This is a genomic window from Pedobacter ginsengisoli (assembly GCF_030244015.1).
In the GTDB taxonomy this organism is placed as follows: Bacteria; Bacteroidota; Bacteroidia; order Sphingobacteriales; family Sphingobacteriaceae; genus Pedobacter; species Pedobacter ginsengisoli.
Window position 1 is genome coordinate 1,208,727 of sequence record NZ_JASSYX010000001.1, and the last position, 25,481, is coordinate 1,234,207.

At 41.7% G+C, this 25,481-nt stretch carries 25 protein-coding genes; 19 read left to right on the forward strand and 6 right to left on the reverse strand.

Annotation, left to right across the window (positions count from 1 at the left end):
- The first annotated feature begins 23 nt into the window (after positions 1-23).
- Genes QEP08_RS05175 through QEP08_RS05185 form a run of 3 tightly spaced genes read left to right on the forward strand, consistent with a single transcriptional unit; the run spans position 24 to position 2,242 of the window.
- The gene (locus QEP08_RS05175; RefSeq protein WP_285056414.1) at positions 24-1,103 is read left to right on the forward strand and encodes a sensor histidine kinase; all 1,080 of its coding nucleotides are present in this window, start codon (positions 24-26) and stop codon (positions 1,101-1,103) included.
- Positions 1,100-1,843, forward strand: coding sequence for a LytR/AlgR family response regulator transcription factor (locus QEP08_RS05180; protein ID WP_285056415.1), 744 nt, complete (start codon positions 1,100-1,102; stop codon positions 1,841-1,843). Before QEP08_RS05175 ends, QEP08_RS05180 begins: the two co-directional genes overlap by 4 nt.
- A 33-nt stretch (positions 1,844-1,876) precedes the next feature.
- Positions 1,877-2,242: a DUF2200 domain-containing protein gene (locus QEP08_RS05185; RefSeq protein WP_285056416.1), complete on the forward strand. Its 366-nt coding sequence runs from the start codon at positions 1,877-1,879 to the stop codon at positions 2,240-2,242.
- 18 nt (positions 2,243-2,260) lie between these two features.
- Here QEP08_RS05185 and QEP08_RS05190 read toward each other — a convergent pair whose 3' ends face one another.
- Positions 2,261-3,040 (reverse strand): class I SAM-dependent methyltransferase, encoded by a 780-nt coding sequence (locus QEP08_RS05190; RefSeq protein ID WP_285056417.1) that lies wholly within the window; start codon positions 3,038-3,040, stop codon positions 2,261-2,263.
- Between the two features lie 49 nt (positions 3,041-3,089).
- Here QEP08_RS05190 and QEP08_RS05195 point away from each other — a divergent pair, with 49 nt between their 5' ends.
- Genes QEP08_RS05195 through QEP08_RS05240 form a run of 10 tightly spaced genes read left to right on the forward strand, consistent with a single transcriptional unit; the run spans position 3,090 to position 12,127 of the window.
- Entirely contained in the window at positions 3,090-3,833 is a 744-nt protein-coding gene (locus QEP08_RS05195) for a proteasome-type protease (protein WP_285056418.1), read from the forward strand.
- Positions 3,830-4,669 carry a transglutaminase-like domain-containing protein gene (locus QEP08_RS05200; RefSeq protein WP_285056419.1) on the forward strand — a complete coding sequence of 280 codons (840 nt, stop codon included), beginning with the start codon at positions 3,830-3,832 and terminating at the stop codon, positions 4,667-4,669. The genes QEP08_RS05195 and QEP08_RS05200 overlap by 4 nt, the downstream gene beginning before the upstream one ends.
- 17 nt (positions 4,670-4,686) lie before the next feature.
- Positions 4,687-6,225, forward strand: coding sequence for a SulP family inorganic anion transporter (locus tag QEP08_RS05205; RefSeq protein ID WP_285056420.1), 1,539 nt, complete (start codon positions 4,687-4,689; stop codon positions 6,223-6,225).
- Positions 6,226-6,285: 60 nt separating this feature from the next.
- On the forward strand, positions 6,286-6,981 hold the full coding sequence (locus QEP08_RS05210; protein WP_285056421.1) for an HAD family hydrolase: 696 nt from the start codon (positions 6,286-6,288) through the stop codon (positions 6,979-6,981).
- On the forward strand, positions 6,978-7,814 hold the full coding sequence (locus QEP08_RS05215) for a phosphoribosyltransferase family protein (RefSeq protein WP_285056422.1): 837 nt from the start codon (positions 6,978-6,980) through the stop codon (positions 7,812-7,814). The genes QEP08_RS05210 and QEP08_RS05215 overlap by 4 nt, the downstream gene beginning before the upstream one ends.
- Position 7,815: 1 nt before the next feature.
- Positions 7,816-8,370 carry a TerD family protein gene (locus tag QEP08_RS05220; protein WP_285056423.1) on the forward strand — a complete coding sequence of 185 codons (555 nt, stop codon included), beginning with the start codon at positions 7,816-7,818 and terminating at the stop codon, positions 8,368-8,370.
- A 6-nt stretch (positions 8,371-8,376) separates the two neighbouring features.
- Positions 8,377-8,991 (forward strand): TerD family protein, encoded by a 615-nt coding sequence (locus QEP08_RS05225; RefSeq protein ID WP_285056424.1) that lies wholly within the window; start codon positions 8,377-8,379, stop codon positions 8,989-8,991.
- A gap of 27 nt (positions 8,992-9,018) precedes the next feature.
- Positions 9,019-10,122, forward strand: a complete 1,104-nt coding sequence (locus QEP08_RS05230) for a toxic anion resistance protein (RefSeq protein WP_285056425.1) — start codon at positions 9,019-9,021, stop codon at positions 10,120-10,122.
- A gap of 9 nt (positions 10,123-10,131) precedes the next feature.
- Positions 10,132-11,094 (forward strand): hypothetical protein, encoded by a 963-nt coding sequence (locus QEP08_RS05235; protein WP_285056426.1) that lies wholly within the window; start codon positions 10,132-10,134, stop codon positions 11,092-11,094.
- A gap of 52 nt (positions 11,095-11,146) precedes the next feature.
- On the forward strand, positions 11,147-12,127 hold the full coding sequence (locus QEP08_RS05240) for a TerC/Alx family metal homeostasis membrane protein (RefSeq protein ID WP_285056427.1): 981 nt from the start codon (positions 11,147-11,149) through the stop codon (positions 12,125-12,127).
- 66 nt (positions 12,128-12,193) lie between these two features.
- Here the strand turns inward: QEP08_RS05240 and QEP08_RS05245 are convergent, their stop codons facing one another.
- The 4 genes from QEP08_RS05245 to QEP08_RS05260 all read right to left on the reverse strand — a co-directional run bounded on the left by QEP08_RS05245 (position 12,194) and on the right by QEP08_RS05260 (position 16,285).
- Entirely contained in the window at positions 12,194-13,507 is a 1,314-nt protein-coding gene (locus QEP08_RS05245) for an OmpA family protein (RefSeq protein WP_285056428.1), read from the reverse strand.
- Between the two features lie 222 nt (positions 13,508-13,729).
- Positions 13,730-15,115: an MBL fold metallo-hydrolase gene (locus QEP08_RS05250; RefSeq protein ID WP_285056429.1), complete on the reverse strand. Its 1,386-nt coding sequence runs from the start codon at positions 15,113-15,115 to the stop codon at positions 13,730-13,732.
- Positions 15,116-15,176: 61 nt separating this feature from the next.
- Positions 15,177-15,995, reverse strand: coding sequence for an NAD-dependent epimerase/dehydratase family protein (locus tag QEP08_RS05255; protein WP_285056430.1), 819 nt, complete (start codon positions 15,993-15,995; stop codon positions 15,177-15,179).
- Between the two features lie 83 nt (positions 15,996-16,078).
- Positions 16,079-16,285, reverse strand: coding sequence for a cold-shock protein (locus QEP08_RS05260; RefSeq protein WP_285056431.1), 207 nt, complete (start codon positions 16,283-16,285; stop codon positions 16,079-16,081).
- Positions 16,286-16,439: 154 nt separating this feature from the next.
- On the opposite strand from QEP08_RS05260, the gene QEP08_RS05265 reads away from it, so the two are divergent.
- The 6 genes from QEP08_RS05265 to QEP08_RS05290 all read left to right on the forward strand — a co-directional run bounded on the left by QEP08_RS05265 (position 16,440) and on the right by QEP08_RS05290 (position 23,865).
- A complete protein-coding gene (locus tag QEP08_RS05265) occupies positions 16,440-16,646 on the forward strand; it encodes a hypothetical protein (protein ID WP_285056432.1) in 207 nt (68 codons plus the stop codon).
- A 62-nt stretch (positions 16,647-16,708) separates the two neighbouring features.
- On the forward strand, positions 16,709-17,167 hold the full coding sequence (locus tag QEP08_RS05270; protein WP_285056433.1) for a YMGG-like glycine zipper-containing protein: 459 nt from the start codon (positions 16,709-16,711) through the stop codon (positions 17,165-17,167).
- 113 nt (positions 17,168-17,280) lie between these two features.
- A complete protein-coding gene (locus QEP08_RS05275) occupies positions 17,281-17,670 on the forward strand; it encodes a response regulator (protein WP_285056434.1) in 390 nt (129 codons plus the stop codon).
- Positions 17,651-18,730 carry a sugar transferase gene (locus QEP08_RS05280; protein ID WP_285056435.1) on the forward strand — a complete coding sequence of 360 codons (1,080 nt, stop codon included), beginning with the start codon at positions 17,651-17,653 and terminating at the stop codon, positions 18,728-18,730. Before QEP08_RS05275 ends, QEP08_RS05280 begins: the two co-directional genes overlap by 20 nt.
- Before the next feature lie 45 nt (positions 18,731-18,775).
- Positions 18,776-20,077: a glycoside hydrolase family 2 TIM barrel-domain containing protein gene (locus QEP08_RS05285; protein WP_285056436.1), complete on the forward strand. Its 1,302-nt coding sequence runs from the start codon at positions 18,776-18,778 to the stop codon at positions 20,075-20,077.
- A complete protein-coding gene (locus tag QEP08_RS05290) occupies positions 20,074-23,865 on the forward strand; it encodes a glycosyltransferase family 2 protein (protein ID WP_285056437.1) in 3,792 nt (1,263 codons plus the stop codon). Before QEP08_RS05285 ends, QEP08_RS05290 begins: the two co-directional genes overlap by 4 nt.
- A 1-nt stretch (position 23,866) precedes the next feature.
- Here QEP08_RS05290 and QEP08_RS05295 read toward each other — a convergent pair whose 3' ends face one another.
- Complete coding sequence (locus QEP08_RS05295) at positions 23,867-25,306, reverse strand: glycoside hydrolase family 26 protein (protein WP_285056438.1); 1,440 nt, start codon at positions 25,304-25,306, stop codon at positions 23,867-23,869.
- Positions 25,307-25,481: the final 175 nt, after the last annotated feature.

A 25,481-nucleotide genomic window follows, 5' to 3' on the forward strand; every position in this document is an offset into this window, starting at 1 on the left:
GATATTGCAGCGTTAATTAAGAAATGATGCCAACTCTGTCGAAAAGCAAACTGATTACCATATTGGTTCATGTCCTGGTGTGGAGCGTGTTTGGAATTGGGATATTTTTTTACCTGCCAATCTTTTCAGGGATTGATATTCATTACTTATTTTGGATAAGACAGGTGGTCACGTTTGGTTTGCTTGTGATTGCGTTTTACGTGAATGCTTTTGTTTTGGTGCCTGGGTTTTTATTAAAGAATCGTTTGGGTTACTACATTGCAATAATCATTGGCGTCGTCCTAGCAATTGTAGTTTTGGACGGCTGGAGTGATCATTTATTTAATCTGCACCGTTTTTTTGACGAGACTTTCCTCAAACGCGTGATGAAGCAGATATTGGCGCATCGCGGAGAAAATATACTGCAGATATTTACCTTGGTCATGTCTGTACTTGTGCTGGGGATCAGCACTAGTCTCGCAGCAGTCCGGAAATGGCAGAAAGACAAGCAAAAACGCGAGGAACTGGAAAAAGACAAGGTCACTTCAGAACTTTCATTGCTTAAAGCTCAGATCAACCCGCACTTCTTTTTCAATACAATGAATAACATTTATGTACTTACCCAGGTTGACGCGGATCTGGCGGGTCAGGCCATTCACCAGCTTTCAAGGATGATGCGGTATCTGCTTTATGAAACACATCAGGGGCATGCCATGCTCAGCCAGGAAATTGCCTTTGTGAAAGATTATATCAACCTGATGCAATTGCGGCTAACAGATGCAGTGAAGGTCAATCTCGAAACTCCAGACCACTTACTGGATATGCCTATTGCGCCCATGCTGCTATTGCCTTTTCTGGAAAATGCTTTTAAACACGGTCTGAGTACAACGCAGCAAAGCCACATCGATATCCTGATCCGGCAACACAGCAGCGAGCTTGACATTACGGTGAGAAATTCGGTTATGAAGGATAATAATGTTAGCTTAGATACAACCGGGGGTATAGGTCTGGTCAATACCCGCCGCCGGCTTGACCTGCTTTATCCGGATAAATATAAACTGGAAACCTGCGAGCTCAATGCCGATAACGAATATACTGTTCATTTAATTCTTGATCTGTCATGACATTGAATTGCATCGCCGTTGATGATGAACCCCTGGCATTGGATCAGGTGAGCAAATTTATTGAACAGACACCCTTTTTGAACCTGGCCGGAAAATACTCAGACGCTGTGCAGGCGCTGAAAGCCATTCACACGCAGAAGATTGACCTGATATTTCTGGACATACAAATGCCCGATCTGAACGGCATCCAGCTGGCGCGGGTGCTGGAAAAGGGGATTGATAAGCCCCGCATTGTCTTTACAACTGCTTACAATCAGTTTGCCCTTGAAGGTTATAAGGTTGATGCTTTGGATTATCTGTTAAAGCCTTTTAATTATGAAGAGTTCCTGCGTGCAGCCCAAAAGGCCTTGCACTACACTGAATTATTACGCAAACCTGTCACACAAAGCCTTGTTGTAAATGAAATCGAACATGCAGACGACAATTACCTTTTTCTGAAAGTGGAATATCAGCTTGTACGCATAGCCCTGGATGACATCCTGTATATTGAAGGACTGAAGGACTATGTAAAACTCCAGTTGAAGAATACGGAGAAAACCATCTTGTCCCTGAACAGCCTCAAGGCACTGGAAGAAAAATTACCCCCAAAACGTTTCATGCGCGTACACCGCTCGTTTATTGTCTCGCTGGACAAGATCACATCGATGACCAAAAGCTCGGTCCATATCGGCAAGACACTGATCACTGTCGGCGACCAGTACAGGGATGCTTTCTCAAAGTTTGTTGGGAAATGGATTTAGAATTTTATATTACAATAACACAATCATGTATATATGAATACCACGGACACACACAATCAGCGTATTTCAAAAATGATTTTTGGCTCGGTCTATCCTATGTATGTAGAGAAAGTGGAGAAGAAAGGGAGAACAAAAGAAGAGCTGCACCAGGTTATAGAATGGTTGACTGGCTTCGATGAAAAGAAACTGCAGGACCTGATTGAAAAAAAAGTGACTTTTGAAGAGTTTTTTAAAATGGCTTCGCTGAATCCTAATGCAGAGCTCATCACCGGAGTGATCTGTGGATATCGTATAGAGGAAATCGAGAATCCCTTGACCAAGCGGGCCCGCTACCTGGATAAGCTGGTGGATGAGTTGGCGAAAGGCAGGAAGATGGAGAAGATAGTGCGCGGCGCTTAGTTTACTTCTTCTCTGCGCTTATTTCTTCTCTACTGTAATAAATACATAATCTCCCAGATTATTGGCATACTGTTTTTTGACGTCGATGAACTGATCATATTCAAGGTCATGCGATAAACTGGATAGCCCTTCCTGTATCTCCTTATCATCAGCAGATAAAGCGAATGAGGAGATCCCGTTCCTGATCTGCTCGTCGAAGTACAGATAGGGGTTGTTCTTGCCGATATACAGAAAGGAATCCTGCAGGTCTTTATGAATGTTATATTTCTCTTTGGCGGTAATGACCATACCGGATGCTTTGATAGCCTCTTCGAGATCCTGGTAGGATGGCATTTGCTGTATGGAGGCGCGTAGTATCCCCGGGAAATATTTGTTGAGCCAGTAGCCTTTCATTTGCTCCTGCGTAGAGGTGAAAATGACAAGCCTGCCTTTGTTTTTCAATACCCTGCTGATTTCTTTGAAAGATTGCTCCAGGTCGGTCCAGTGGTGCAAGGTCAAAGTGGCAATTGCCCCGTCAAATAGGGAGTGCTCGCAGGGTATTTTTTCTGCTGTGCCTGTTTGCCATTTGATCTGCGGATTTTTGGCTTTGGCCTGTTTGAGCATCTGCTCTGAAGGCTCTACTCCATAAAATTTAAGTCCTTTGTCTGCCAGGGCTATGGTATAGTTGCCGGTGCCGCAACCGATATCGAGATAGAACTGATCGGGTTTGGGAGCCAGTAATTGAAAAATCCTATCGACAATAAAAGGGTCCGCCTTTCTTGTTGCATCATATGTTTGCCCGGTTTTATTGTAGATCATATAAATGGTTAGAAAATGAAAGATAGGGAATAAATGATTAAATTCGCAAATGACATATTGTTTAGCAATCAAGGTTAAAGAGGGGTTAGTAGCAATAGCTGATACAAGGATCACTTCGGGATCGGACACCACACAAAAAAAGAAAGTTTATATAGAGCAGCGTGACAAGTATTCTCTGTTCATCATGACCAGTGGCTTGCGCTCGGTCAGGGACAAGGCGGTTTTGTATTTTAAGGAACTGATCGACGAAGGAGAGGTACACAACAAACTTTACAAAGCGGTGAATGCATTTGGTGAGCAGGTGAAGCGTGTGGGAAGGGAGGATAAACTGGATCTCGAAGCAGGTGGACTGAAGTTTAACCTGCATACCATTATCGGCGGCCAGCTGAAGGATGATGAGGAGCATAAACTGTTTTTGCTGTACCCGGAAGGAAACTGGGTGGAATTGGGCGAGGGTGCGCCGTATGTGGCAATCGGTAATTCGAATCACGGAAAGGCGATCCTGAACCGGACGCTGACCAGTGAATCGAGTATGCAGCTGGCGCTGAAGACGGGTTTTCTGTCTTTTGATTCTACCAGGGTGAGTGCCAATGATGTTGATTTTCCGATCGATGTGGTGCTTTATCAAAACAACAGCCATGAAATGGTAGAGTACAGGTATACCAAAAAGGACCTGGAAAGTATTTCTGATCAGTGGGCAGATGAGCTGAAAAAGGCCCTGGATAATATTCCTGAGCAATGGATGAACCTGGTGTTTGATAAGATGCCATTACCAAAGGAGAATTCTATATGAGGTTTGAGGTATCCGCAAAGCTAAAATATGAGGTACTGGCGCCTTCAACAATTATTTTAAGTGTACAGGCCTATAAATATGGGGGGCAGGTGGTTACAGAAGAATCTTTTTCTTCTGATCCTGAGCTGAAAACATTGGAGTGGGTCGCAGACAGGGGTGAAAAGGTGTTTAAGGTATTGGATATTCCTGATAAGGGCATGGTCACGCTTGAATATAAGGCAATGGTGGAGAACGGCTGTAAGCGTGTCACTGCTAAGGAGCTGGATGAGGTGCCGGTTAGCGTGATGCCTGCTAATGTACTGCCTTATCTGAATCCGAGCAGGTATTGCCAGTCGGACAAGCTGTATAAGTTTGCGTCAACTAATTTTGGAAAGATAAACAATCCGTACCGGCAGGTGATTGCCATCAGGGACTGGGTTTATAATAATGTAGAGTATAAAAAGGGATATACCAACTCGAACACTTCAGCACATGATACGCTTACGGAACATGTTGGGGTATGCCGGGATTTTGCGCATTTGGGTATTGCCCTTTGCAGGGCGCTGACCATTCCGGCGAGGTATTTCACCGCATATGCATATCAGCTGAAACCACAGGATTTTCATGCTTGTTTTGAGGTGTACCTGGGCGGTATGTGGGTCATTGTGGATGCTACGAAGCTTGTTCCGGTAAACGGACTGGTAAAAATTGCAACGGCAATGGATGCTGCTGATGCGGCGCTGGCCAGTATCTTTGGGAATTTGAAGTACCTGCAAATGGAGGTGCAGACGAATTTTCAGGATGGGGAATTTGTGGCTGCGGGTACTGATGACCAGTTTGCTTATAGTTATCAATAATTTTCTTTGTGGCTTTTATGATGACTTTTCCTCAACTTTTTGACTTTTCTAAGAAAGTAGACTATAAGACTGAAGTGCTGGCCGGGTTAACCGTGGCCATGACCATGATGCCTGAATCGCTGTCTTTTGCGATTTTGGCTGGATTTCCGCCATTAACGGGTTTGTACGCGGCGTTCATCATGGGTTTGGTGACTTCAGTGCTTGGTGGCAGACCGGGTTTGATATCGGGTGGAGCGGGTGCTACGGTGATTGTCTTGATTGCGCTGATGAAATCTCATGGCCTGGAGTATGTGTTTGCTGCTGTGGCTTTGGCGGGATTGATCCAGATTGCTGTTGGTTTGTTTAAGCTCGGCAAGTTTGTGCGGCTGGTGCCGCAACCGGTTATGTTTGGCTTTGTAAACGGCCTGGCTGTGATTATTTTCATGGCACAGCTCGAACAGTTTAAAACTATAGTCAACGGGCAGCCGGTATGGCTGAGTGGTTCTGCATTTTGGATCATGCTGGGTCTGGTTTCATTGACCATTGCTATTGTAGTATTGCTGCCCAGGCTGACCAAGGCTGTGCCTGCTTCGCTGGCTGCTATTGCGATTGTGTTTTTACTGGCTTTGGGTCTTGGTATTGATACGAAGACGGTGCGGGATATTGCTGCGGTGGGCGGTGGCTTTCCGCCTTTTCACATTCCAAAGGTGCCTTTTGACCTGGAGATGCTGAAAGTAATATTGCCTTATGGGCTGATCATGGCTTGTGTGGGACTGACCGAAGGCCTGCTGACACTGAACATTGTGGATGAGATCACAGCAACCAAGGGAAACAGCAACAGAGAGTGCATAGCGCAGGGTACTGCCAATATATTGAATGGTTTTTTTACGGGAATGGGTGGCTGCCCGATGATTGCGCAGACACAGGTGAATCTGTCTGCAGGAGCAAGGTCACGGTTGTCGGGCATTGTGGCTTCGCTGATCATATTGGGTATTGTGCTTTTTGGTGCGCCCTTGATAGAAAAGGTGCCTATGGCGGCCTTGACCGGTGTGATGATCATGGCCGCGATCGGGACTTTTGAGTGGATGAGTTTCAGGATCATCAATAAAATGCCGAAACAGGATGTTTTTGTCGGGATTCTGGTAGCTGTGATCACGGTTTGGCTGCATAACCTGGCCTTGGCTGTATTGATCGGTGTGGTCCTTTCTGCGCTCGTTTTTGCCTGGGAGAGCGCCAAAAGGATCAGGGCGAGGAAGTATACGGATGCTGAGGGAGTGAAGCATTACGAAATTTACGGGCCTTTGTTTTTTGGTTCTGTCACTGCGTTTAATGAAAAGTTTGATGTTGCCGCGGATCCGCTGAATGTCATAATAGATTTTAAGGATAGCCGGGTGACGGACATGTCTGGCATTGAGGCGCTCAATAAATTGACGGAGCGCTACCGCGGTGCTGGTAAGCATTTGCTGCTGAAACACTTGAGCCCTGACTGTCGTCAGCTGCTGAAAAATGCAGAGGATGTGATCGTAGTTAATATCCTTGAAGACCCTAAATATAACATAGCTACAGATAAAAAGTAATGGTTTTTTTGTAACATTGGTTGTTATTATTGATCAAAAAACAAAAACAGCACGCTCAGAATGCCTTCATATAAACATTATTCATTTGATCTCTGGCTTACGCTGATTAAGTCCAACCCTGCTTTTAAAGCGGAAAGGGCGCGGTATTTTCATGCTAATTTCAATGCTGCGGGGAAATCCCCGGAGGAGGTTTCTGCCATTTTCCGGAAGGTAGATCTGATGGTCAACGCGATCAATGAGCGGACCGGAAAGAATATTGATGCGGAGGAAATGTACCTGATGGTGATCAGCGTTATCAATGATTATTCTACGGCTTTTCAGGATATTGACATTGATGAGTTGTATGATAGGATGGAGGATTTGCTGCTGGAAAATATGCCGCTGGTGTATTGTCCGGATAGCATGGGGATTTTACAGAAGCTGAGAGACTGCGGGACCTGCAGTATGAGTTTGCTGAGCAATACTGGTTTTATAAAGGGCAAAACACTGCGGAAAATACTAAGCCACCTGGAACTGGATAAATTGCTTGATTTTCAGCTATATTCGGATGAAGTGCGCATGTCTAAGCCTAATTTGAAGTTTTTTCAGCTGATGCTGGATACGATAGACAGAAATAAACACGTTGAATTGGAATTACATGAAATAATACATGTGGGTGATAATCCTCTGGCGGACGTTAAAGGTGCAGAAGCCATCGGGATTAAAAGCCAGCTTATCAATTCAAATCACTTAACCATATCATCCTTACTCTTATGATCCCTTATACTTATTCACTGCACAAAATACAGCATACTGCTCATTTCGGTTTTGAAGCTGACGATTATAGCCGTTTTAAGTTTGGTGATGACCATGTGGCTTACCGGTTTGGAAAGGAGCTTGCTAATGGTTTCATAAAGGGGTTTTTGGAGGACAATCTGATCACGGAACAGATCGTGGTAATATCGAGTCCGTACTGTTTTATACCAACTGCTACTTTTACCATGAAAAATCATTTTGTAAACCAGCTGAACCGTTGGCTGGTTGACCATGGCCGGATGGTGGTTCAGGAGGCTAAGGTCCACCGGACGATTACCTATAAGGAGGATTACGGTGAACTGAGTGCGGAAGACAGGATGAAACTGATCGGAAATGATTCATTTCATATTGATAAGGATTTTCTGGAAGGCAAGACTTTATTCTTTCTGGATGACATCAAGATCACAGGAAGCCATGAGAAAATGATCATGAAAATGGTGCGGGAGTATGGCCTGAAGAATGATATTTTCATGCTGTACTATGCGGAGCTGGTCAACCACGACATTCATCCTAATATTGAAAATCATTTGAACTATCACCAGATAAAGTCTGTTTTTGATCTGGATGAAGTCATTAAAGGCGGTAATTTTTGTTTTAATACAAGGATTGTTAAATATATCTTAAATTGCGATTTCAACAGCTTTGTCATCTTCCTGGAAAGGCAGACTGACGGGTTTAAGAATACACTTTATGATCTTGCGCTGGGTAATAGCTATCATTTGATTGAATGCTATGCGCGGAACCTGGAATTTTTAAAGAACAATATAATTAATAACAAATATAAATTGATATAATATGGCCATTAACTTACAAAAGGGGCAGAGACAAAATATTGATGCTCCCAAATTTACTATTGGTTTAGGATGGGATACCAACAGTTCTACTACAGGTACTGCTTTTGATTTGGATGCTTCTGTCTTTATTCTTAATGAGAACAAAAAGCTGGTGTCTGATGATCATTTTGTGTTTTATAACAACCTGAAATCGCCGGATGAATCGGTAGAGCATACGGGTGATAACCTGACTGGCGATGGTGATGGTGATGATGAGCAGATAAAAGTTGATCTGACCAAAGCTGGTGATGCAGCGTCTGAGATCTGTGTGGTTGTGACCATTCATGATGCGGAAAACAGAAGACAAAACTTCGGCCAGGTGAGGAATTCATTTGTGCGTATTTTTGACGCGGTGACCAACGAGGTATTATTGAAATATGAACTGGAGGAGGATTTTTCTATTGAGACTGCGGTTGAATTTGGAAGGATCTACAAGCGTGAGGGGAAATGGAAATTTGAAGCTGTGGGTATGGGCATGAAAGGTGGCCTGCAGGATTATTTAAACAAATATCAATAAGAAATTATGGCAATTAATCTTCAAAAGGGACAGCGGATCAGTCTTGAAAAAACTAACGGGAGCAAGCTCCAAAGTGTTTGTGTAGGGATCAACTGGGGCGCTATAGAGAAAAAAGGCCTGTTTGGTTTTAGTAAAACCAAGGAAGCTGTCGATCTGGATGCCAGCTGTGCAATGTTTGACGAGAACAAACAGCTAAAGGATGTGGTCTATTTTGGGAACCTGACTTCAAAAGATGGCTCGGCCCGCCACAGTGGTGATGATCTGACCGGTGATATGGGTGGTGATGACGGCCTGGATAATGAGGTGATTACACTGGATCTTTCCAGACTGGATGCTAGTGTGAACTACGTGGCCTTTGTGCTGAATAGTTTCAGGGGCCATGATTTTGGTACAATCCCGTTTGCATCCATCCGCATTTACGAGGGTAGCCCTAAAAGGGTAAATGAGGTTTTTGCTACCTATGATATTGCTAACGGCGCAGGTTTTGCCGGGCATGTCTCTATGGTGCTTGGTGTGTTTTACAAGAAAAACGGGGAATGGAAGTTCAACGCGATAGGCGAGCCGACTAAGGACAAGAAGCTTGAAGAAACAGTGAGAACTGTCGGACAAAGTTATTTATAGACCCAAGTGGTTTTTAATTAAATATAAATGGAAACGAATCAAAATGAAACACAGAGCCAGAGTCTGATGCCGGCAAAGATCGATAAAGAGGGCAATGTGGACCTGACCGTACTGACCGCCGAGGACGAAAAGAAGTATAAGGAGCTTGCTAAATCTCTGGAGCCTTCTGATGTAAATTCTATATTGAACTATGGCGTGGAGACGCAGAATTCTATGGAGAAATACAGCAATGACTTTTTGTCTTCTGTACGTACCTACAACAGTGGCGAGGTGGGTGGCCTGATCAATGAACTGCTGACCGAGCTGAATTATATTGATGTGAATGAACTGGAACAGAGCCGCTTCAAATCATTCCTGTCTAAAATTCCTTTTCTGAAGAACCTGGTCACTGATGTCAAAAAGCTGTTTCAAAAGTATGATGTCGTGGTCAATAACATTGACAAGATCACCAATAAGATCAAAGCCGGGCGCTTAAATTCAATTAAGGACAACAGCTCGCTTCAGACCATGTTTGACAGCAATGTGAACTATATACATGAAATGGAGGAGCTGATCATTTCGGGTCAGCTGAAATACAATGAGCTGAATCTGAAGTTAACAGAGATGGAAGGCCGCCCGGCCGATTACCAGGATTATGAGATTGCTGACCTGAGGGATTTTGTTAGCAGGCTGGATAAGCGGCTGGCTGATATGAAGATCGTTCGTTTCATCATGCTGCAATCGCTGGCGCAGATCAGGGTGGTGCAGAATAACAATACGTCCATTGCTGAAAAAGCACAGTCTATTGTTTCTACGACCATTCCGGTCTGGAAGAACCAGCTGACTATAGCCGTAGCTTTGCAAAGACAGAAGGCTAATGTGGAAATGCAGAAAAAGATCTCTGATACGACAAATACTATTTTGCAGAAAAACGCAGAGATGTTGAAACAGAACAGTATTGATGTGGCTAAGGAGAATGAAAAAACAGTTGTTTCCCTGGAGACATTGAAAATGACTACTGCTTCTTTGATTGATACTTTAAATGAAGTGAAACAGATTCATGAGGCCGGTGCGCAAAGCAGAAGGGTATTGGACGGAGAGTTAAAAACTTTGGAGGAAGAACTGAAGAAGAACGTTACCCGCGTTAATTAAATTTAACTAATGGATGAACGGCGTGTAAACATATTAAGGACATCAAGTGCAGAGATCAGCCGGTTACAGCTGCTCTCTGTATTTTTTGAAGAGGAAATCCTTTATAAGATCTATTTACGGAGCCAGGTAATCCACCAGTTATTTGAAAATAACGAGGAGCTTGATATTGACAAACTTGAGCTTTTTCATGTTCAGTTTACTGCAAGTCTGATTGAACTTCTGAGGAAGATCAAAAAAAGCAATGAAAAAAACGTAAGTCTGATCTATGATGAGATAGATCTGAACAAGGAACTGATCAGAAAGATGAGCGACGCTGTCTTTTCTGAAAAGAGTTTTAATCTTGATAAGCAAAAACAGGCTCTTAAAATCAACTTGTCTTTAAGAAGGCTTTATGAGGTGCTTTCGGATCTGAGTACTGAGTTTCCGTTTGCAAAGAACATCAATGCGTTTAGTTCGCGGTATGCTAAAGATTTCTTTTATGACTTGTCCACTGAACAGCTGGGCGGCCTGATTGCGTTTGATCCAAAGGATATGTATATAAATGCATATGCCAGTATTGAGCGGAAATTGATGGGACTGCTTTGTAAGTATGAGTTTAGAACGGAGTTTTTTTATGGATTAAAGTCAGGACAGCTGGTTGTTGAACTGTATAAGTTTATTGATGTTGACAAGCATTTTTTGTTCTTTCCGAGAAGGAACCTTTTTTTGTTTTTTGAACTGAGTGAACTGGAAGGAATCGACTGGACGAATAGCCTGTCAGAGAAGGGAAGACTTGTACAGGAGTTGTCTTTTAAAAATGATAAACTGGTGAGCGATGCGGCTGCATTGAAAACTTATATGCCTCGTGAGATTACAGAATTGCTGGAGGAAAATTACCTGAAGATATCGGATATTGACTTCCTGGATCATCTGAATAATTTTGATGTTCAGGCAAATATTTTAAAAGCCATGCTTAAAACTGATCTTTTTTAGCATTTTTAAGCCGGCTTATTACAAAAGCATAATTTATAAATTAAAATAGAAAATGGATAATTTGATCAACCACCCCGGTGTAATCATTGGGTTTGCGGTTTTAGTAGTGGTGATGCTCCTGCTGGATTTGGGAGTATTTAATAAGAAGGTACATGCGGTAAGCAGCAAGGAGGCTGCCATATGGTCGATTGTATGGATCTCGTTGTCGATGATCTTCAGTGGTGTGATTTATTATGTTTCAGGATTTGAAAAGTTCACCCAGTTTCAGTCGGCTTACTGGATCGAAAAGGCTTTGTCTGTGGACAATCTTTTTGTCTTTATTTTGGTATTCGGATTTTTTAATGTTCCTAAGGAATTGCACCATAAGGTATTGTTCTGGGGTATTATAGGTGCGCTTGTTTTCCGGGCGATATTTATTTTTGCCGGCGTAGGGTTGATCAATCTTACTTATCTGCCCGAAATGACGCTTTTAGGCCATCAGGTACGAATAAATATTGTATTGCTGGTATTTGGATTGTTCCTGATCTATGCGGGAATAAAATCGGGTATGAGCGGTGATGACGACGACGAGGAAAAAGACTTTAGCAAAAGCGCGGGTGCCCGGCTGATCTATAAGCTTTTTAAAGTAAGCAAAGAGTTTGATGGCGGAAAGTTTTTCACTGTAGAGAATGGAGTTAAGCTGGCAACTCCTTTATTGGTGGTTGTGGCGGTGATCGAGTTTACCGACGTATTGTTTGCGGTAGATTCTATTCCAGCGATATTTGCGATTGCACCGGATGATCCGCTGATCTTGTATACTTCCAATATCTTCGCCATATTGGGTCTGAGGGCGTTGTACTTCCTGCTGGCTAATTTCATACACATGTTTAGTTTGCTGAAATACGGACTGGCAGTAATCCTTTCTTTTATTGGTGTAAAAATGGTGATCGCACCGATTTACCACATTTCATCACCATTGTCTTTATCGATAGTAGGCGGGGTGCTGGTGTTGTCTGTTATTGCATCACTTGTATTTGTTCCAAAAGAGAAATAGGAAAAATGTTTTATAGAAAAAGGCCGCTCAATGAGCGGCCTTTTTCTATAATTCCAGTTTTTGACCTTAGTATAAGGTAAATTCTACCCTTCTGTTTTTTTGACGGCCTTCGGCTGTCTTGTTGGTTGCAATTGGCTGGTTCGGACCATAGCCTGTAGCTTCAATGCGGGAAGCATTTGCACCTTGAGATACCAGATATGCTTTTACAGATTCCGCTCTGTCTTTGGACAAACGCAGGTTCAATGCCATGGATCCGGTATTGTCCGTATGACCCGCCAGTTTTAAACTGAAGTTTTTCTCTACCAGGAGTGCTGCAACTTTATTCAGTGTCTCATAAGAGGTTGAACGGATGGTTGCTTTTCCGAGGTCAAACTCGAGGTTTTTAATGGCTTCGTCTACTACTTTGCGGTCGGCCTCAGTAATGATCACTTTTTCCTGAATAACAGGTGCAGGAGTTTTAAGCGGGCATCCTGCTCCGCCCACTACTGTATTCGCCGGTGTGCCCGGGCATTTGTCAAACTTGTTTGCTACACCATCGCCGTCGTCGTCAGCAAGTTGCTTGGCCAGTTCTTCTTTATCTCTTTTAGCATTCTCTTCGGCTGAAGACAATGCTTTTCTCAGTTCTGCGCTCTCAGCTGCACTTTCTTCGCGGATTGCGGCCACTGCACTGTAGTTTTGCAGTTGGGAAGTACCTTTTCTGCCCAGGGCAATTTCCAGCCCGGCATGCGCATAAGAGAACCTGTCATTGGCTGAACCACTTACGCCGTCGAAATTGGTTGCTTTCACAAAGTTCACAGTATAACCAAGATCAATGTTGACTCCTTTGGATACGCCGAATTTGAAACCTGCGCCGATAGGAATGAACCAGTTGCGGTTGTAGCCAGTGCTTGCAGCATTAACAGTTGCATCAGTAGTAGCTGCGGATGACATGTATCCGGCGCCTGCCGTCAGGTAAGGTGAAAGCACATTGCGCTTTTGATTTAAACTCATGTTGGCAATGGTAAAGTTACCGCTCAGGGCTGCTGACCATTCAATTTTGGATTCGAAAGTTGCGTTGCTGCCAGGAGTGGCATTTGGATAGCCACCTCTGACTTTACCCGCAAGAAAGTCTGCCTGGATGCCAAAGCCTGGTATAATTTGCTTTTTGATGTAACCCCCGTATCCCCAGTCTTCATAAGGCGTACTAAAATCTCCGTTATTTCTGCTGTTGAAAGGAGTGTAATGGGTTAGCATACCTCCATTAAGTCCGACCGACCAGGTCCGGAAATATTTCTTCGAAAACTTATCACCCGTTTGTGAATCGGTTTCCTGTGCAAATAATTGCGCTGATAATCCCACTAAGGACAATACCATCGCTGCTTTTGTAATTTTAGATTTCATTTTTCAAGTATTTAGATATTTTCATTCATAATTCTTCGTTACGAACGACTACATACCTGAAATAATCCTGCCAAAGCGTGTTTATTAAAATTTTGGCTTGGAAGGGTTTAATAATCAACGGCTTAATTGCCTGCCGTGAAAATACCGGAAAAGAAGTGTTATTCTTTGAATCTCAGGTTTTTTGTATACTATTTGCTACATATTGTGCTCGATGAGATATTTTTATAACTGGTGTGTCTCACCTTTTTCAGGTAAATTAACTTGGTAACCTTGTTCTTCCAGTGCAAGCTTTAAAGGCAGCATTCTGCTAAGCTCACCATGGACTAAAAATACTTTTTTGAGTTTTGCCGGATCCTGTTGTTTAACTGTTTCCACGAGATCATTGTGATCACCGTGGCCGCTGAGCAGGTCTGTCTGTTTAATGGTGGCATAGACCATCAGCTCACGGTTTCGCAGGCGGATGATCGGATCGCCCCGCAATAGTCTGTCGCCTAGTGTTCCTTTGGCGCAATATCCTATGAAAAGAATGGTGCAGTAATAGTTTTGTATGTTGTAATAAAGATGGTCCTGGATACGACCGCCTTCCAGCATTCCAGCGGAAGAGATAATAATGCAGGGTTCGTGATAGTTTGATACTGAAAGGCTTTCTTTTTTGTCATGTACGTAGGTCAGCTCTTCAAACTCAAATTCATCACCTTTTGTCTGGTAAAAATGCTGTGAATCCTCATTGAGCAGGTGCTGATGTCTGCGATAGACATCCGTTGCAAAACTTGCTAATGGACTGTCTACAAATATTTTGACTGGAGGGAGCAGACCTTCTGTAAAGATCTTGTTTAAGGCATATACCAGCGCTTGTGTCCTTCCTATGCTAAATGCAGGTATGATTAGCCGTCCGGGGAACTTTACACAGGTTTCATTGATCGTTTCAACAAGCTTGTCCTCTAAAGTAGTCCCTTTACTGTGAAAGCGACCACCATAAGTAGATTCAGAAACCAGGTAATCAACTTGCGGAATTGGCTGGGGATCAACGAGTACCGGATAGTTCTTCCGGCCGATATCGCCTGTGAAGGCTATTTTTTTTTCAGATCCCTCTTCATTTACGGTAAGGACCACCGCTGCCGCCCCCAGAAGGTGACCAACAGGGATAAAGGTTAAAGCGACCTGGTTATTGATCTTGAATTCTTTATGGAACGAGATGGTGATAAAACGTTCCATCGTATCGTTTACATGCTTTTGAAGATATAGCGGCTGAGGCCCGGATCTGTGTCTTTTGCCGTTCGAATGTTTGTTTTGTTTGCTGATGAAGATATTTACAGAGTCCTGAAGGAGCAGTTCTGTAAGATCTGCTGTGGGCGGTGTCGCTAATATCTGGCCGTTAAAGCCCATCCTTAGGAGGGTTGGAAGATTACCGGAGTGGTCAATATGTGCATGTGTCAGGATTACTACGTCGATAGTTGCGGGATCAAATGGAAAGTATTGATTTTCCTCCTGATAAGTTTCTTTTTCATAGTCCAGCCCGCAATCGATAAGTATATTGTAATGTTCTAACTGCAATAGATGCATGCTGCCTGTGACCTGTTGCGCAGCCCCCCAAATGGTCAATTTCATATTTATTATAGTGATATGCCCGGCAAGTTATCATTTTTATACACGCCGGATAGCAGCAAATTTATAATTTATCTGAACGGAGCCAGTCCGACCAGTCGGGTATTTTATATTTATAATTCAGTAATGATGGTATGTGATTGGTAGACACAGCCTTCCATTGATTGAGCTCATCAATGAACGTTGGGGCTTCCAGTTTGGACCGGGCAGCGGCTTTAACGTAAAAATCTTGTTTTGAAGGGTAGTCGGGACAGGAGGCATTAAAAATATGTCCAAATGCATTTTGCTCAAGTATAGAAACAGTGAGGCCGATACAGTCCTCAAGGTGAATGAGATTTACCGGAGCACGGCCATTTGGTATATTTGTTTTCCCAGCAAAAAATCTTGCCGGGTCTCTTCCCGGCCCTATTAGTCCTGAGAATCTGATGATGGTAGTTTTGATTGGATGATGTTGCAGAATCAGCTCTGCCTGGATCATGGCTTGTCCTGAAGGTGTTTCGGGATCAGGTTCATCGGCTTCTGTGACCATCTTATTGTGGTCGCCGTATACGGCAGTTGAACTGGTAAAAATGATATTTTCTACATGGCTGTTTTCAACAGCATTCAGAATATTTTGAATCTTACGGGGGAAACTGGACTGAGCTCCGGTACTTCCTTTTGGCGGGATACAGATAACCAGGATTTTACTGCTGAAAAATTTTGGGTCATAAGTTATCCTTTCATCAAAGGTGATCAGAAAAGGCTCAATATCCGCTTCCTTAAGCGTTTCCATTTTTCCCGGATTGGTTGTGGATCCTTTTACGATGTAGTTTTTGGATTTAAGTGCTTTTGCAAGCGGAAGGCCATACCAGCCGCAGCCCAGTATACTAATTGTTTTGTTCATGTTGTGTCAGTGACTGAGAAAGAAGCGAAATAAAAAAGGGGTATTGCTAATGCATACCCCTTTTTATTGCTTGATTCGGTTAACTAAAGAACTTTTACATTCGTTGCTTCCGGGCCTTTTTTGCCATCGTTCAATTCAAATTCTACATTATCGCCTTCATTTAGTTCTTTAAATGAGTCTCCGGCGATAGCTGAAAAATGTACAAAAATATCTTTTCCTCCGTCTGCCGGAGTGATGAAACCAAATCCTTTTGAGGTATTAAACCATTTTACTTTTCCTGTAGTGCGCATATTGTTAAAATATTTATTTGTGAAAGTAACGATTAGAACATTAATATCAAAATACGTGATGCTGCATTGATATATATGACAGTTCAATTAAATTTAAACTAAAAATGAAGCCTTTTGTTAATTGGGATATACTGCTGATCTATGAAAGAATATTATGGAAAGTAAGAAAAAGCCAGATCGTTTAAAATTCGATGATGAACACGCCAATCTTGGCCTGGATGCCGATCATTCGTCTGAGGGTCCTACAGCCGCGGCAAGATTGAATGATGACAACGACAGGATATCAGGAAATCCCGACGGGGAGAGTGATGATGCCGATAATGATGCCAACGGCATTTACTCGCCTCTTGAAGATAAATAATTGTTTGGCATCATTTTTTCTTATGTACCTGTACAATATTTGTTCATCTAAAATTTAAAGCCATGAAATACATATTATCAATATTCGCTATAGCAATCACTTTGTCAGCATGTAATAACAATGCTAAAGAAGAAGCGATCATGAAACAGAAGGCAATCGCTGCCGTGAAGGACAGTTTAAAACTAGATAGTTTCAAACGGGTTGAAGAAAAGAAAAAACAAGATGAAATTGTAGCGGCACGGGTGAGGGAAGAGAAAAGAACATTGCTATTGTCCGAGCGTAATGATGCTGCTCCTGCACCAAGACAATATAGCGAAACTGCCCCCGCAAAGAAAAAAGGATGGAGTTCGGCAGCTAAAGGTACTGTGATAGGTGCCGGTGCTGGTGCTTTGGGCGGTGTTTTAATAGACAAAAAAGATGGAAGAGGCGCCATAATTGGTGGCTTGGTAGGCGCAGGGACGGGTTATCTGATCGGCAGAGACCAGGATAGGAAATCTGGAAGAGTGCAGCCTAAGAACTAAGTAATTTAACCGTTTTAAAAGAAAAGTCGTTGTCTGGAAGACAACGACTTTTTTGTGAAATCTTCTATAAAATATTTTGTATGTTCGTAATAGAATAAAATCCTTGCTGACATATGGTTAAAAGACAGATATTGGTAGTTGATGACGAGGTTAGTATATTGAAGTTATTGAATTTCGTACTGTCAAGCCAATATGATCTTGTCATTAAAACAAGCGGGGTCGAAGCGCTAACCTGGCTGGAAGAAGGTAATTCACCTGCACTCATTTTATCTGACCTGGAGATGCCTTATTTTGACGGAAGTTCATTTATTCATAATTTAAAGATCAGCGGTTTCTACCGTGATACACCGGTAATCATACTATCAGGTGCAAAGAATTTAGAAGAAAGAGTTTCTCAGATGCCATTTAAACTGGATGATTATATGCCAAAGCCTTTTAATCCGACACAACTTAAAGAAGCCATCTCTAACGTTTTTATAAAATATGATTCAGCAGGACGATAATTCAAATATAACACCCCATAAATCTATATCTCTGTTGTATTCGGCACCCTGGTTTGCTGAAGAACTACTGCCTCAGCTAAATGCATCTTTCGAAGTTCATTCGGAACCAGATATTGAGAATCTGGACAATTACCTAAGGGACCGTTCTTTATTTAAATTGCCTGATGTGATACTTCTCGAAGTGGATGATGCTCATGAATGTTTTAATTATGTAGAGAAGCTAAAAAAAAATGTGCTGTTAAAAGGACTTGTGATTGTTTTAGTAGCCAAAAAAGCTGACAAAGCAGTTAGGAACCGGGCTATGAAATTAAAAGTTAACGACCTTTATAACGATCCTGTTCCCCTAAAGGATTTGTGTGAAAGGATCATATTTCTGGTAAAGTTTAAGCTGATCAAGCCCCAGCTGTCTGATCTTTCGAATATAGATTATACTTATAAAATACCAATTTTCAAGCGTTTGTTTGATATTATTACTTCAGGAATGGCTTTATTAGTGCTTTCTCCGTTCCTATTAATAGTAGGATTGATCGTTGCTATAGAATCAAAAGGTCCTGTGATTTTTAAAAGTAAAAGAGTAGGTACTGGATATCGCATTTTTGACTTTTATAAATTTCGCTCCATGAGACAAGGGGCCAGTGAGGAATTAAAGAAATTGTCAGATCTGAACCAATATGATAAATCTGAAACGGGGGATACAACTTTTGTAAAGCTCAGGAATGACCCGAGGATAACAGCTTTTGGAAGATTCATAAGAAAGTACAGCATTGATGAGTTGCCTCAGCTGGCTAATGTTTTTATGGGTGACATGTCCCTGGTTGGCAATAGACCTCTTCCGTTATATGAAGCCGAAATGCTGACATCCAATGAATGGACAATGCGCTTTTTAGGTCCTGCGGGGCTGACAGGTTTATGGCAGGTGAGCCGCAGGGGCAAGGCAGATATGTCTGAGCGTGAACGTAAAAAACTGGACAACTTCTACGCTCAGAATCATTCATTTTGGCTGGATTTAAAGATCTTGTTGAAAACATTGCCCGCCATTGTACAAAAGGAAAAGGTTTAGTCAGTTGAATTTAGTATCTTAATTGGTTTTCTGAACCAAGCTTTTATGAAGCATTGCCTATTTTATTTAATTTTTTGTTTCGGGCTGTCAGGCTGCGTCAACCGGGATACATCAAAACAGGAGCGGGACGTCTATATCCAAAAGAAAGCTGGCAAATATACCTTAATTAGAAATGGCAAACCTTTCTTTATTAAGGGCGCTGCTGGCTTTTCGAAACTGGAAGTATTGAAAGAGAACGGCGGAAATGCCATAAGGACCTGGGACACGACTAACATTTCTTCAATTTTAGATCAGGCAAATGAAAATGGACTGGCTGTGGTTGTTGGTTTACCTTTGCTTGTTTCAAGAAATAATGAATTCTTTTATAACGATACTGTCAGGAAGAATAATCAAATTAAAGATTTTGAACTGCTTATTAAAAAATATAGGAATCATCCTGCGTTATTGATGTGGTGCGTTGGAAATGAGCTGGACTTTGACAACACACCGTACTTCAATAGTCTTTTTAGTCATTTTAACCGTATCGTCGATATGGTACACAAAGAGGATCCAAATCATCCGGTAACTACGACTGTTGCCAACTTTAACAGAAAGATAATAATCAGCCTTCAGCTAAAATGCAATGTAGATGTTATTTCTTTTAATATCTTCAGTAAGATAGAAACATTAAGAACGGATTTAAATAAATTCTCCTTGATTTGGAAGGGCCCCTTTATGATCACAGAATGGGGTGCAGACGGGCCATGGGAAGGATTTGATACTACGATATGGGGAGCTCATATAGAAGCGACAAGTACAAAGAAAGCAGAGGTATATCTAAAGCGATATCAAAGATATATGCCTTTGGATAGCAAGAGGTTTCTTGGCTCTTTTGTATTTTACTGGGGTTTTAAGCAGGAAACTACAAGTACTTGGTTCAGTATGTTTGATGTTAACGGAAATAAATCGGAAGCGGTAGATGTTATGGGATATTTATGGAAGGAAAAACGACCTGAACACAAAGCACCGCAAATCAATTATATGCTGGTTGACAAGCTCGGTGCTAAAGATAATATCATTTATACATCAAATGACCGTGGCTCTGCTGAAATTAAACTGCTTGAAGAGAATGAAAATATTGTGGATATTAAATGGGAGATTCTGCAGGAAGATTGGTTTAAAAAGGGCATATCCAGTAACACCACTTTTATAAAGGCGGAAAAAGGTCTCATTATATCTGTTTCAGGACTTAAAGTAACTTTTAGAGCTCCGGGAAGAGAGGGACCATACAGAATATTTGCGACCGTTTACGATAAATTTGGAAACTATTCAACATGTAATACACCTTTTTATGTTATGGGCAAATGAGTAACCAGCCAATAAAGTCGCCAACCAGAATTGAAAGGTTTACCTTAAGGTTAATGATCTCTCTTGGGGTTATCGGAATGATATTTTTTTTGAGGAGCTTAATAGATCCTGATGTTATTGGCAATATATTTCTGTATTATCTGCTTATCACAAGCATTGTATTTGGCTGTTTAACGACTTTGCATGAATGGTACCATTATTACCATATAACAGTACCCAAGACCCCGTCGGGCACCAGACGTTATACAGTAGATATCTTTACTACTTTTTGTGCAGGGGAACCGTACGAAATGATCGAAGAGACTTTAATAGCAATTAAAAACATAACTTATCCTCATGAAACTTACCTCTGCGACGAGGCGAATGATCCACATCTGATCCAGCTCTGCAAAAACCTCAATGTACATCACGTTACCAGAACCCTTAAGGTTAACGCGAAAGCGGGCAATATCAACAATGCTTTAAAGGTCTCCTGCGGCGAGTTGTGTGTGATACTTGATCCTGATCATGTTCCCTTTCCCAATTTCCTGGATCCGATTGTTTCACATTTTGACAATCCTGAAATCGGATATGTTCAAATTGTACAGGCTTACAAAAACCATATTCACGGTTTAATTGCTAAGGGCGCCGCACAACAGACCTACCAGTTTTACGGGCCGATGATGATGACCATGAATAAATATGGAACCGTACTGGCCATTGGTGCAAATTGCACATTTCGAAGAACCGCCTTGGAATCAATCGGAGGACATGCACCGGGTCTTGCGGAAGACATGCATACCGCTATGCAATTACATGCCAAAGGCTGGAAGTCTGTATATGTGCCCGAAGTATTAGCCAGAGGACTTGTACCTACAACTTTGTCTGCTTACTACAGTCAGCAGTTGAAATGGTCAAGAGGTGTTTTTGAGCTTTTAGTTGCTACATTTCCTAAATTATATAAACAATTTACCTGGAGGCAAAAGCTTCATTATTTTACTATACCTTTTCATTATTTATCCGGGTTGTTTTTTTTTATGAATTTTATGATTCCAATTTTAGCACTGGTTTTTAGTTTAAGCCCGCTTAAAATGGATATCCAGGAGTTCTGCATAGTCGGTCTGCCTTTTTTTGCTGCAGTGCTGCTCATCAGGCATTTCGTCCAATGGTGGGTCATGGAAGATGAGGAGCGGGGTTTCCATGTAGTAGGTGGACTGTTAATGATCGGAACCTGGTGGATTTACATCATAGGATTATTTTACACAATACTTAGGAAGAAGGTGCCCTATAATCCAACTCCCAAGGACGGAAATGAGGCCAATAACTGGCCTTTGAATATCCCTAATCTTACTATAATTGCTTTATCCGTTTTTGCTGTAATTTATGGGCTGTATAGTGACTTCAATCCCTACAATTTAATAATGAGCGGTTTTGCTGTCCTAAACTGCTTTATCCTGTCCTTTACTGTGCTGGCAAGCAGGCAGATCCAGTTTCGCATGCTCAGGTCCCGGTTCCAAGCCCTGGACCAGTTTATGTACAAGGTCCACCTTGTAAAGAAGGCGCTATGGTTAATCAGACATCGTGTGTATACAGGTATAAGAAGTACTGCATTACTCATAACTATATTGATAACCTGTTTGATCGTTTACTCATTAAACAATGCTCATGAAAAAGATCAGATAACTGCAAGATCAGTTGACGAACATAGATTTTACTACGGAATATTCTCACCCGGGGGCACGAACGGTTTATCTTCACTCAAACAGGTAAGAAAAGAACAGGCAAATTTTAATACACATTTCGACATAATCTCACTCTATGTGCCATGGGGAGATGGGAGCAATTATTCATTTCCACTGACGACGCTTGATTCTATTTATAAAAATGGCTCATTGCCAATGATTACCTGGGAACCCTGGCAAAGCCTGTTTGGTTTTCATCAAAAAGAAAAAGGGGGAATAAATGAGACCATGATCTTCCAAAAGATTGTTCATGGAAATTTTGATGCTTACTTAAAGCGTTTTTCAACGGATATTAAAAAGCTTAAAAGACCGGTTTATATCAGATTTGCCCATGAGGCAGACAATCCATTTTATCCCTGGTCTGAAAAAGGAGGCAACTCTGCTGCAGATTTTAAAGACGCATGGAGATATGTTCATAATTTTTTTAGCAGGGACGAAGTAGTCAATGTAATATGGGTATGGAATCCATGGAAGGCCGAGGCTGTTCAGGCTTATTTTCCTGGCAGGAAGTATGTGGACTGGATAGGAGTTACCAATCTGAACTATGGGTCAAAAGCCTCCGGGGCAAACTGGGTATCAATGGAGGATCTTTACCGTCCTTTTCATAAACAGCCGATTTTCAGATCCGGACTACCGGTGATGCTTGCAGAAATGGGTACTGACAGGTCGGCCGGAAGGCAGAACCAGTGGTTTAATGACGCCCTTATATCAGTTAAAAAGAAATTTCCCGAAGTTAGGGCACTGGTATTGTTCAATAGCGGACTGGATGTGAATATTCCTGACGGCGGAAATGCCGGCGTTATTGACTGGCGAATAGAAGAACCAGCAGCTTTTAAGAAATTGTTTACCTACGGTAGACAGCCTGCGGATACTGGCCAATTGACTTCCATGCCGGTCAATCGGGTAATCAAAAATATAATTACGCCACAAAAGCATTTTAGTGGTTTTAAAGGTGTTAATTATACAAAAGGCCTGAATTGGTATAAAAGCAAACATCCTTTTAGAAAGCGGGAACTTGTTGAAGATTTTAAAGAGATCAAGTCGATGGGTTTAAATGCTGTTAGAAGATTTGGGCCGGGGATCTATGATTTTAATTTATTTAAAGCGGCAAAGCAAACAGATATGAAAATATTATATTGCTTTTGGGTACCTGAAGATTTGGATTTTTCAAAACAAGAAACGCTTGAAAAACTTACCACGCGTTTTGTCGGCACTGTCTCAAAGTTAAAAGACAAAAAGGAGATCATTTCATGGAACATCAGTAATCCGGTATTTCAGAAGCTGGGATTACATGGTATAAAGCCAGAATCAATTTATCAGCAGGACCGGTATCTTGTCTGGCTGAAAGATTTAGTCAATAAGATCAGGCATGAAGATCAATCGAGAAAGATAAATGTTGATATTAATTTTTCAGAGGATTTTATACAAATTGCGCGCAGAATAAAAACATTTATTCCGGAAATCGATTCGTTTGGCCTATTGATAAAAGCAAGTCAATCTGCGGATATAAAGAAAATGATTGGTGAATTTGAATACCCTTATTACTATGCCGAGGTCGACGACGCAGTTTTATACCGAAATAAACTTAAATCCGAAGACTTTTTTGTCACAAACTGGCAGGATGAGGCGACCTCCGATTGGGTCAAATTGAATGGTCTAAAAGACCTTTCAGGGAGACGTAAGGTCGATTTTTTTAAATTGAAGGCCTATCTTCAGGGTTCGGCGGTTCCGAAGCTTCCTGAAGTCAAAATATTAAGACCTGCGCGCTCCACAGAAGAAAATGCATTATTGCGGTATCAAGCTGTAATTAAAGCAGAAGGAAAATGGGTCCCTGCTTCCAACCTTTCTGGTCTAAAGTTTGAATGGAAACTAGTTACAGTTGATCGTTTCCGAAATCCAATTGCAATAAAAGACCTGGGAGAAAGTTCAAGTGTTGAAGTCACGATTCCCGCAGACGCATCATCCTGCAGGCTCTTTTTGTATGTCATAAGCGGTGAGGCCGTGACTACGGTCTCAACTTCTCTAAACACACCTCTTTATGAACTCGAAAAGGAAATAAAGTATTAAGTTATGGGGATAGTTCTTCAGCGAAATTAAGGAAAGAAGATTTACTTATGGCCCAGTTTGGGGCAGCTACTTTACCCCATACCTTTGGATTGTCGACAAAGTTGAAGTAAGAAATACCATATATGCTGGAATGCTTTTTGATTTTTTTTGCGGCTTCGATCAACCACTTGTTCTGGAATTTATTTGATCCTTTAACACCAAACTCTGTTATAAAAAAAGGTTTATCTACCAACCTCATCCTATACGATTTCCGGTTGAAAATTTGCTCGAAAGATTCTTGAGCCGAGGGGTCTGTAATATTCTTGTCGGGTAATCCATAAACTGCGAAGCTGATATAATCCACCACATCATTTCCAGGCCACCATTCAAGAGATCCTCTATCTCCCGCCGGCCCCCATATTCTTTTTATGTTGGAGGAAAGAATATTTTTTTCGAAGGTCATAAAATACCTGTATGCCTTTATATAATCCACAGGATCCTGGCTTTGCCAGGAATACCGATGGATCGGGATTTCCATTTCATGTGCGAATCTTAAATAAACAGTTCCTTTTGCTTTAGAAACAGCTTTATATATCTTCCCGATCGCCTCATCATATTTACCAAGCGTCATTCTATTCAAAACATTCGCATCTGTTTTCCATTTGATTCCCCTCCAGGGTTCAATCGTTAATAAGGCATTATGGCTTCTGCGATTAATCTGATCGATTTGACGTTCCAATGAGCCATCTTCGACGTTACTCCAGTCTATAAAAAGATGTTCAATTGAAATATTGTGTTCGTTTATTAACAACCCTTTAGGATCATACACTCCGATCAGCGGCGCCTTGCCTACTGCATGATCAGTTTTGTTAACAGATTGGTTTCTTAATAATTCCCCGGCGTATAAGATGTATTTGTTTTCCTCTATGCTTTTGATTGCTGTATCAAGAGACATGCTGTCAGACTTGCTGAATTTATTTGGTGAGGCGCCTGCGATAATCAGTGGCTTATTCATAAATCTCATTCTTAATATTTTGCCTTTTATCACCGAGGCCATACTTGAGCTCCGCGGATATGCATTTGTTTGAGATTCTGACTTGCTGTTGAGTATAATGTGAATGCCATCTACGGAGTCATCGCCAGGGTAGTATTCATCCGCTCCGGGATAGCCCGCGGTGCCCCATATTACTTTAACCATGGGGCAAATCTCTTTAACTACTTTTGAAAAATGACGAAAAGCGTCAATATACAATATAGGTGACTGATATTGCCACGGAAAATTTTTTACCGGTACCTCCATTTCAGGATTGAAGGAAAGATACACATTGTCCTGAATGTCTAACAAGCTACGACAAAAGATCCTGATTTTTTCATCGTAATCACCGCCGATCATATTTTCTAAAGGGCCGGATGTACCTTTAATTCCAAAACGTCCAGTATCCCAGGTCTCAATCGTTATCATTAAATGAGTGTAACGGGAGACGGAATCCTTAAGGCTTAATTTCAAAAACTCTTTATTCGGATCCCGCCATCTGATTAGTAGGTTTGCACCGGGAATCTTTAAGTGATTTCCTGCCGCTATTGACGGAGGGGTATACGTGCTTAATACATTTGTGCGACTCGATTCTATGATACTC

Bases quoted from the DNA above. Each gene is read 5' to 3' on its own strand.
- QEP08_RS05175 (WP_285056414.1), top strand. From the start codon at position 24: ATGATGCCAACTCTGTCGAAAAGCAAACTGATTACCATATTGGTTCAT.
- QEP08_RS05180 (WP_285056415.1), top strand. From the start codon at position 1,100: ATGACATTGAATTGCATCGCCGTTGATGATGAACCCCTGGCATTGGAT.
- QEP08_RS05185 (WP_285056416.1), top strand. From the start codon at position 1,877: ATGAATACCACGGACACACACAATCAGCGTATTTCAAAAATGATTTTT.
- QEP08_RS05190 (WP_285056417.1), bottom strand. From the start codon at position 3,040: ATGATCTACAATAAAACCGGGCAAACATATGATGCAACAAGAAAGGCG.
- QEP08_RS05195 (WP_285056418.1), top strand. From the start codon at position 3,090: ATGACATATTGTTTAGCAATCAAGGTTAAAGAGGGGTTAGTAGCAATA.
- QEP08_RS05200 (WP_285056419.1), top strand. From the start codon at position 3,830: ATGAGGTTTGAGGTATCCGCAAAGCTAAAATATGAGGTACTGGCGCCT.
- QEP08_RS05205 (WP_285056420.1), top strand. From the start codon at position 4,687: ATGATGACTTTTCCTCAACTTTTTGACTTTTCTAAGAAAGTAGACTAT.
- QEP08_RS05210 (WP_285056421.1), top strand. From the start codon at position 6,286: ATGCCTTCATATAAACATTATTCATTTGATCTCTGGCTTACGCTGATT.
- QEP08_RS05215 (WP_285056422.1), top strand. From the start codon at position 6,978: ATGATCCCTTATACTTATTCACTGCACAAAATACAGCATACTGCTCAT.
- QEP08_RS05220 (WP_285056423.1), top strand. From the start codon at position 7,816: ATGGCCATTAACTTACAAAAGGGGCAGAGACAAAATATTGATGCTCCC.
- QEP08_RS05225 (WP_285056424.1), top strand. From the start codon at position 8,377: ATGGCAATTAATCTTCAAAAGGGACAGCGGATCAGTCTTGAAAAAACT.
- QEP08_RS05230 (WP_285056425.1), top strand. From the start codon at position 9,019: ATGGAAACGAATCAAAATGAAACACAGAGCCAGAGTCTGATGCCGGCA.
- QEP08_RS05235 (WP_285056426.1), top strand. From the start codon at position 10,132: ATGGATGAACGGCGTGTAAACATATTAAGGACATCAAGTGCAGAGATC.
- QEP08_RS05240 (WP_285056427.1), top strand. From the start codon at position 11,147: ATGGATAATTTGATCAACCACCCCGGTGTAATCATTGGGTTTGCGGTT.
- QEP08_RS05245 (WP_285056428.1), bottom strand. From the start codon at position 13,507: ATGAAATCTAAAATTACAAAAGCAGCGATGGTATTGTCCTTAGTGGGA.
- QEP08_RS05250 (WP_285056429.1), bottom strand. From the start codon at position 15,115: ATGAAATTGACCATTTGGGGGGCTGCGCAACAGGTCACAGGCAGCATG.
- QEP08_RS05255 (WP_285056430.1), bottom strand. From the start codon at position 15,995: ATGAACAAAACAATTAGTATACTGGGCTGCGGCTGGTATGGCCTTCCG.
- QEP08_RS05260 (WP_285056431.1), bottom strand. From the start codon at position 16,285: ATGCGCACTACAGGAAAAGTAAAATGGTTTAATACCTCAAAAGGATTT.
- QEP08_RS05265 (WP_285056432.1), top strand. From the start codon at position 16,440: ATGGAAAGTAAGAAAAAGCCAGATCGTTTAAAATTCGATGATGAACAC.
- QEP08_RS05270 (WP_285056433.1), top strand. From the start codon at position 16,709: ATGAAATACATATTATCAATATTCGCTATAGCAATCACTTTGTCAGCA.
- QEP08_RS05275 (WP_285056434.1), top strand. From the start codon at position 17,281: ATGGTTAAAAGACAGATATTGGTAGTTGATGACGAGGTTAGTATATTG.
- QEP08_RS05280 (WP_285056435.1), top strand. From the start codon at position 17,651: ATGATTCAGCAGGACGATAATTCAAATATAACACCCCATAAATCTATA.
- QEP08_RS05285 (WP_285056436.1), top strand. From the start codon at position 18,776: ATGAAGCATTGCCTATTTTATTTAATTTTTTGTTTCGGGCTGTCAGGC.
- QEP08_RS05290 (WP_285056437.1), top strand. From the start codon at position 20,074: ATGAGTAACCAGCCAATAAAGTCGCCAACCAGAATTGAAAGGTTTACC.
- QEP08_RS05295 (WP_285056438.1), bottom strand. From the start codon at position 25,306: ATGATAACGATTGAGACCTGGGATACTGGACGTTTTGGAATTAAAGGT.